Below are 8431 nucleotides of genomic sequence, written 5' to 3' on the forward strand. Positions count from 1 at the left end.
CATCAATTCACTTTTGATTTAACTGAAGTCGCAAGGGCTGATGGATTGGTCTACGTGCAGTTCAGCAGCCCACTGCCTAATTCATCTCTTGGCCCAGAAATGCATCGTTTGAGCTTAGAGGTTGATGGCCGAACGGTTGTTTCCTTTTTGCCGGGCGCTCCGATTGAAGAACCATTTCTTTATTTAAACGTCGGCAGCCGAGTGCGAGAATCGGTGAGGTCGGCAGAGGGGAATGGACATTGGATTTATTCGTTCAAAGTCCCTGCAGGGCATAATGTGCGGCTAGTGACCGAAGTGTCTGGGGTGTACCTGGTTGAAGCGGCGCACCAACCACTTTTCCCTGGGCGTTCACTCCAACCGGTACCAGGCCCGTTTGCTAAAGGGCTTCCCCCATTGAACTTACACGGCGATGAGGCGCTTACTACTGTCAAAGCTACTTCCTCTAAGTCACCGGCTCAAATTTTGCCTTTATACACAACCCTTTCTGCGGATGGGGCGCCTGCCTTTTATTCAACGGTAGGGCGTGGAGGTGTTGTGTTTTTGGGAGTGTCCCCAAGATATTTTCTTGGGACCGAAGAGGGGGATAAGCTCTTCAGAGCGATTTCAGCTTTTACTTATCAACGCACGAATAATCGCTTCCGAGAGCGAGCGAGGTTTCTGCTTAGGCGCGGGCGATATTTGATTGGTTATGGCAATTACCGACTTACAGGGATTGCCGGCACATACGTGAATTTGTTTGATTCGAACTTATCCTTGGAACAGACGCCGAAACTTGCTCCAAATCAAGCTGGATTGTGGTTTGACGTCGGCTCGCAGATAGAGACTAATGTCCCGACGTTGCTTTTCACAAACGCTAAAATTATTATGCAAAATGAAGAATCGTCACAGCTTGCTTATATGGTGACGGGGCCGGCAGGGGCGCGAGGGGCGATGCGTCTTTGGGTTGGTCGTCGAGAAATTAATGCCGATGCCATCGCACCGGATGGAACCGTGGTTCCCATTCAAACAACTCGTGAGAAAAGAAGCCTTTTAATCAACTGGCCCATGACCCCATCCGGCGTGGTTATTCGGGTCAATTGGTAGGAAAAAGGAAACAAGCAGGTCGCCTCAAGGTAAGACCTGCTTGTATTTTAGGTGCTATGTCTTGGCTTAGATTGTCCCCTTTTACAGGGGAAGTACCGGTACATAATCAAGGCTTCGCTCATTGAACCGGTCATTCTTCTGTTTCCAAGACACATCTACCAGTTCGACAATATCCAGCTGACGTCTACGCTTCGCCGCCGCTGTGATTGAACTGAGGTTCAAAGGGTATAAGCCCTAAACGCGTTGCCATACGGAACGCTTGAACCCGATTGTTCACTTGCAACTTGTCGTAGATATTTGCTAAATGGAAATCAACCGTTCTTTTGCTGACAAACAAGGCAACCGCAACCTCGCGGCTGGATAGACCTTGAGCTATCAAGCTCAGTACTTCGATTTCCCGTTTCGTTAGCCGGGCGCGTCGCTCTGGCGACCCGCTTCGATTAGTGGTTGGCATAGCCATGAACTACCCCTCGCTCTTCTGTTTATAGTACCGCCCGAAGAGTGTTGTTCCATAAGTCCCTGCAACTTTTAACACAGTAAAGTTAACGGATAACCAGTTTTCTTACTATTGATAACCTTACTATGCTTTCAATGGCCGGGAGTTATTCCTATCAGTCCATCAAATCACAGTACAATCCGATCTCATTTACGAAGTGTACATGGGGCTATGCATCTATCAACTTGGATGTAAATACTTTCATTTAGAGAGCCAAATAAATCTTCAACTCCTCCAAGTATATATACTGGGCTATCAAGAACTTTGTTCCACTAATTTACATTGTTTAAAGAACTATTCTTGAAAGGAGTTTCTCTCGGCAGCCGACTATTGCTAGTCTTTATCTAATCGCCAAATCGGTGTTTTATTAGCGACCACATCATTATGACAGCATCCGATAGGCCAATTTTCTTTCCGCCCTGTTTTGAACGAGCTTCATAACTGATAGGGACTTCCATAATATGCATTCCGCGTTTGCGGAACCTGGCAGTGACTTCCATGCAGAACTCGAAACGCCGGCATGTTAATGGCATTTCACGGATCAAGTCGCCTCGGAAAGCTTTATAACAAGTGCAAACATCCGATATTCTCTGCCAGTACAATACTGCCGCAACATTCGCAAGCAGACGGTTGGCTAGCCAGTGAGGCCAGCGCATCCCTTTTGGCATACGCCTTTGGAGAAATCTGGAGCCATAAACAACGTCGGCTTTACCATCGAGGATGGGAAATACCACAAGTGGTATTTCTTCCGGATAGTACTCCAGATCGGCGTCTTGAATAATCACCGCTTCGCCAGACGTATGAGGTAAAGCTGTCCGTATGGCTACTCCTTTGCCCTGATTTATATCATGACGTAGCGCCACAATCCCTTCGATTGCTAGTATGACCTCCCATGTTTTATCGTTCGAGCCGTCATCAACTACCACTATCTCCAACACTGCGTTGCTGACGGCTTTAAGCCGTTCAATAACCGATGAGATCGTCTTTTCTTCGTTGAAAACGGGAACGATGACAGAAATTAGCCCTTTCTTTGTTAGCCGATTGGTCTCATTCGGCTCGTAGGCGTGGCGTGGATTGGTCATTCTTTCCTCATGAGCTTTACTCAACACATTATACGCATTCGAATATAGAAAATTGTGTATGAGCGTATTTAATAATTTACGACCGATGCGCCTTTTACGGCTTTGCAGACGGTTATTTTAGGCGAATAATCCGTTCTCTGACTATAAGTCCTTTCACAAATCTGAGCAAAATCATTCACACGAGCAGTTTCGACGAGAGCAACGCAGGCACCTCCGAAACCAGCTCCCGTCATTCGAACACCAACACATCCGGGAGTAAAGTCAGCCGAGTCGACCATCAAATCAAGTTCATCTGAACTCACTTCATAATCGAAACGCAATGATTCGTGAGATGCCGCCATCAGGGCATGAACCGCTTGGCGATTGTCGATGCATAACGATGTCAACATGCGCTTCACACGTTCATTTTCATGAACCACATGCCGAGCGCGGCGTTTGGAAATATCGGTCATAATTCCGTAAACTTGATCGAGCATCTCTGAGGTGACATCACGGAGACTGGTGATATTGGGGAACAGTTGTTGGATTTCTTTAATGGCCTGTTCGCATTCAGAGCGTCTTTCATTGTACTTAGAGCTGGCCAGCTTACGCGATTTCCCTGTGTCGAGCACTAATATTGTGAGGTCGGGTGGGATTGGGATGATCTGGGTGCTCAGATCGCGTGTGTCGATAAAGAGGGCAGCATCTTCTTGGCCTAACATCGAGGTCATTTGATCCATAATGCCAGAGCGAAGTCCCATGAACTCGTTCTCGCATTTCTGACCGAGTAGAGCAAGTTGAGTCGGAGGTATTTCTAAGCCTCCAAGTGTATTCCACATAACTCCAGGCGCCATTTCGATTGCTGCCGAGGAGCTTAATCCGGCGCCGATTGGCAAGTTGCTAGTAATGACTATATCGACTCCAGGAAGGCTTTGGCTTGTATGCTCACTAATCGCCCATGCCATCCCCGCGATCGGCCTTAGCCACGCTTCGACTTTCTGCGCGTCTTCGCCAAATTTAAATGAAGCCTCCTGTTCCAGAGTTTCGGAATAGATGCGACAGCTATCACTCTTATTAGTCGCAGCCGCAAGCCGTATCTCTTTATCGATAGCCACAGGAAGTACAAAACCTTCGTTATAATCCGTGTGTTCGCCAATCAGGTTGACTCTCCCCGGCGCACGGGTGACTATCTCCGGTTTCTTTCCGAAATGTTGTTCAAATAACTGCTCAACGTTCATCCCAAACCTCCGCAAGCTATAATACCCGCCAATTGGGCAAGGAGGAAAAGCAAGAAATCAAACATTCGAAGAGCTGTTCTTTAGAAGTATGTTTGGAGTGTTACTGGATTCGGCCTTCAATATGTCCCGCAGGGAGACGTCTAATCTTTCGTAGGGGCGACTTTATGTGGACACCCGTTCGTATCAGAGAAAGTGAAACAATCCGGAGACCTCCTATAGTCCCCCTTGGAAAGGGGAACGGTCTGAACCCGTCACCCATCACCTTCTCCGAAGCACTACTCAGGCTTTAGTAGGGGGAAGAAGAGGACGTCTCGGATTGATTCGGCGCCTAGGAAGATCATGGCGAGTCGGTCCATTCCGATGCCTAAGCCGCCGGTTGGGGGCATGCCGTATTCCAGGGCGCGGATGAAGTCTTCGTCCATGGGGTGCGCTTCTTCGTCACCGGCTGTGCGCATCTGCACCTGTGCGGCGAAGCGCTCGCGTTGGTCGATGGGATCGTTGAGTTCGGAGAACGCATTCCCGACCTCTTGGGAGAAAACGTAGGCTTCGAACCTTCTTGTAAGCGCGGGGTTATCCGGGCGCTTTTTAGCAAGAGGCGAGGTTTCGGTGGGGAAGTCGGTGATGAAAGTCGGCTCGATTAAGTTAGGTTGTACGAAACGCTCGAGAACCTTTTCGATAATGCCGCCAACCGTATGCTCCTCATCCATCGGCAATCCAACACGCGTACCGGCCGCTTTGGCGCTTGCGAGTGTGTCGAATTCATTCGGTTCTATTCCGGCATACTGCTTGATGCCATCCAGCAAGCTTAGTCGATGCCAGGGCTTGGCAAGGTCGATTTCTTTTCCATCCCGTTGAATTACCGTAGTGCTCAAGACTTCAATAGCCGCCGTTCGGAAGAGGTCTTCGACCAATTCCATAATCCCATCAAGGTCGGCGTACGCTTCGTAAAGTTCAAGCAAGGTGAATTCAGGGTTGTGGCGGGTTGAAATGCCTTCGTTGCGGAACACACGGCCAATTTCATAAACTTTTTCAAGCCCACCGACGATCAATCGCTTAAGGGGCAGTTCAAGTGAAATTCTTAACTTGAGGTCCATTTCAAGCGCGTTGTGGTGAGTTTTGAACGGACGCGCTGCGGCTCCACCGGCAATGGCTTGAAGAACGGGGGTTTCGACCTCGATATATTTGCGTGAATCAAGAAAGCGCCTGACGGCCGAGATGAGGCGTGAGCGATTAACTAAGACGTCTCTGGAGGTGGGATTGACATTCAAATCGGCATATCGCAGACGATAGCGAAGCTCGACATCGCTTAGCCCTTGATGAACGACACCCTCAGCATCCATTTTGCCTGCGGGCAACGGAAGTAGGGCAATCGATAATAGTATTGCCGTTTGAACGTGAAGACTAATTTCCCCTGTCCTCGTTCGGAACATAAAGCCGGAAACGCCGAGAAAGTCGCCGAGATCCCAGAAGTGCTTTGCTTGCTCGAAGCCATCATCGCCGAGGTCGTCCTTGCGGACGTATATTTGCAACCTTCCGCTCTGATCTTGAAGCTGGAGGAACATGGCTTTGCCCATCTCACGCTTAGCCATAATTCGTCCCGCCAATTTCACACGTAAAAGCTCATCGCCCTCTTGATGCGAATTCTCCCACTCAGGAAAAGCCTCAAACGCCTCATGCAAGCTGTGAGTGCGTTCAAAGCGTTCTTGAAGAAAAGGATCGCATCCGCGGCGTTTTAGTTCTTCCAGCTTCTTTAGCCGGATATCGCGGTACTCGTTACTCTCGGTCATTGGGTCTACTTTCGAATTGCTTCAATTTGATAGTTCAATTTGCCTGCCGGTACAACTACTTCGACAATTTCGCCTACTTCGCGCCCAAAGAGCGCTTCACCCACCGGCGCTTGGTGAGAGATTCGGTCGTTGTCCGGGTCGGCTTCAAGGAGGCCAACTACAACCAGGTCGAAACTTGTGTTGTTATCGATGTCTTTGACCGTGACGATCGAGCCGATACCGACGTAATCGGTAGGAATAGCATCTGGGTGAACTATTGTAGCCAAGGCAAGCATCTGGCGAAGCTCGTTGATACGACCTTCTACCATTGCCTGATCTAATTTGGCGTTCTCGAACTCGGAGTTATCGTCAGAAAACTCTCCGTGCTCCTTGGAGTTACGAATTTGCTCAGCTACTTCAGGGCGACGAACTGTGCTGAGCTCGTGTAGTTCGGCTTCTAACTTGCGATAGCCTACTTCGGTAAGTAATATTGTTTCTTCGTCATTCACTGCCGAATCTCCTTGGTGATTTCCAGCGGTATACCTAGTAATTAAGCACTGAACAGCATTCCCTATATCGGGTCTGGCCAGTGCTTGGTTGCGGGTATTTATGGACGCAACAATGTAGCACATACGCTAATATAGTGTCAATCGGCACAAGCTATTAAGAACTTGAGACTCAGATTTAACTTAATTGTCAAAATCTTGACCGGCCAACTTTTTGGCGCCCAGCACCATCGGCACTAACCCAAAGCATAATGAGATAAGCGTCAGATAAAATACGAAGATAATCCAGGTGTAGGTTGTATTGGAGCCTAAGCTAAGGGCTTTCCAGGTTGCAAAAAACGCAACTCCGATAGTAATGATATAGGTGATATACAGAACAAATCCCCATAGCATCGCCCAAACACTTACTCGCTGCGCAGGATTGTCATAGATAAAGCGTGGGAACAGCGCCGATAAGCCTATGCCTAGACCGGATAAAGTCATGCTCGCGATTGCGCCGCTAATCAGCATTAATGTGACCCAATAGAGAGGCAGTTGGAATAGAACCCACATCAGAATTGTCAGCGCGAGCATCGTTGTTGTAGTAAATCGAACGCAGAATAGCCATTTGGCGAAAAGAAAGTGTAGAGGCGGAACGGGTGAGACTTTTATCATCCAATAATTCCGCCCTTCAAGGCCTATTGATGAGATTGACAGGATACTCGTTTGGAGGTAGAGCGTGGTGCCTACCATTGTTATAGCCGCCATCTGCACAAGACCCCATTGATCACGAGTATGAGCGGCAAACATGAATGGCATGATAATCAGCAATAGAGGAGCCGCTACTTGGGAGAGCAATTGAGGCTCTCGAAAATAGTAACGAAGATCTTTGCGGGAAATTCCGGCAAGAAGTCCGGATGACCTATTGGCGTAATTCCGTCCTTGTTTAACGGCAAACCGCGGCCCCTTCATCACAGCTTCGGAAAGACGAACGTCCGCATAGATTTTTCGTCCCTGTTGTGCCACCACAAATGCGATAAGCGCGCATAAGCAACTAAGAGAAAGTAGATACATAAAACCCGATCCCTGCGCGCCATTTGCCCAATCCATCATTGCTTTAGCAGCAAATCCGGTTACAATAAAATCCGGCACGGGCATTTTCATCAGGGGTATTCGTCCCATATTATCATCCGGGTTTTGGGTTATCACCAGGACTAAGCCGACGCACAGGATAAAGTTAAGCGCTACCATCGTTGACTGAACCCTTGTAACCGAAAGGCTCCGCGCAACCATAAGCAATAAAAATTCCACCATTAATCCAATAAAGATCACAAGCGCTGCCCATAAAAGGAGCGCAAATAACCATCCTAATGGGGTTAGATGAAGCGCCCAGCAAGTAGCTCCGTAGGCAGGTAGACATATTGGCAAGAAAACCCTGCTGCTTCCAATCATCCCGTCAACGACTTTAAGGCATGAGATAGCCAGGGGCGATGTTGGAGTTGCCAGAAGCCAACCTAAGTCTTGTGATTGAAACATGGCTGCAAATGTAAGTGGGGCAGCGCTGAGGAGCATCAAAGCGCTTACATAGAAAAATAAGGCTTCGAGGGCATGTCGCATTTCATATGGAGTGCGCGCCATTCTAAGTTCGGTTACTAACGCCAGTGAGACCCATATCGCTATCACTGACCAAGCGATAGTCATGCCAAACCACCCCCAGCGTTGCCTGGCGGCGCTTCCTTTTAAAGCATTGCGGACCATCCGCACACGTGAATTGAGTAAAGCGAGATAGATCATAACTGTAGCAAATTACACTCCGTTTGCGATGATAATCGCCTCGGCGATCTTGCCCTGATATTTCGGACAGTGGTTACCTATACCGCATACGCGGCACTTTGAAACTCTTGCTCGAACTCCGCCGGGGTTTTATAGCCCAAACTTGAATGGAGTCGTTGCCGATTATAGAATATTTCGATATACTCGAAGATACTCTTTCTTGCCTCTTCACGGCTGCGGTACTTCTCATGATGTGTGAGCTCGGTCTTGAGCGTGTGAAAGAAGTTTTCCATCGGGGCATTGCCCTACAGTCGCCATTTCGGCTCATGCTCCCCTGCATCCCGTAGGTTTTGAGCAGCTCCTGATAGTCATGGCTTGCGTACTAACTGCCCCGATTCGAAGGGTGTACGAGATCAGCTCATGATTTCTTCTTTTATAAGTTATCCTCAGTGCTCTGGCAACGAGATCGCTCTCCATCCGCTCATCCATGGACCATCCGGCGATCCCTTTGGAACACAAGTCCATCACC

General features: G+C 48.6%; 7 protein-coding genes. 1 reads left to right on the forward strand and 6 read right to left on the reverse strand.

From position 1 onward, the window contains the following. The coding region (locus tag WCO51_06690; protein MEI6512948.1) for a hypothetical protein at positions 1–1083 on the forward strand (1083 nt) is incomplete at its 5' end. A 184-nt stretch (positions 1084–1267) separates the two neighbouring features. Here the strand turns inward: WCO51_06690 and WCO51_06695 are convergent. The 6 genes from WCO51_06695 to WCO51_06720 form a co-directional block, all read right to left on the reverse strand. Further along, a complete protein-coding gene (locus WCO51_06695; protein MEI6512949.1) occupies positions 1268–1543 on the reverse strand; it encodes a response regulator transcription factor in 276 nt (91 codons plus the stop codon). 380 nt (positions 1544–1923) lie between these two features. Further along, positions 1924–2661, reverse strand: a complete 738-nt coding sequence (locus WCO51_06700) for a glycosyltransferase family 2 protein (GenBank protein MEI6512950.1) — start codon at positions 2659–2661, stop codon at positions 1924–1926. Between the two features lie 68 nt (positions 2662–2729). Beyond that, positions 2730–3878: a galactokinase gene (gene galK, locus WCO51_06705; protein MEI6512951.1), complete on the reverse strand. Its 1149-nt coding sequence runs from the start codon at positions 3876–3878 to the stop codon at positions 2730–2732. A gap of 275 nt (positions 3879–4153) precedes the next feature. Beyond that, a complete protein-coding gene (gene lysS / locus WCO51_06710) occupies positions 4154–5665 on the reverse strand; it encodes a lysine--tRNA ligase (GenBank protein MEI6512952.1) in 1512 nt (503 codons plus the stop codon). Positions 5666–5670: 5 nt separating this feature from the next. Further along, on the reverse strand, positions 5671–6153 hold the full coding sequence (greA, locus tag WCO51_06715) for a transcription elongation factor GreA (GenBank protein MEI6512953.1): 483 nt from the start codon (positions 6151–6153) through the stop codon (positions 5671–5673). 180 nt (positions 6154–6333) lie between these two features. After that, positions 6334–7830, reverse strand: a complete 1497-nt coding sequence (locus WCO51_06720; protein MEI6512954.1) for a hypothetical protein — start codon at positions 7828–7830, stop codon at positions 6334–6336. Positions 7831–8431 lie beyond the last annotated feature (601 nt).

Source organism: bacterium, assembly GCA_037131655.1.
Taxonomy (GTDB): Bacteria; Armatimonadota; Fimbriimonadia; order Fimbriimonadales; family JBAXQP01; genus JBAXQP01.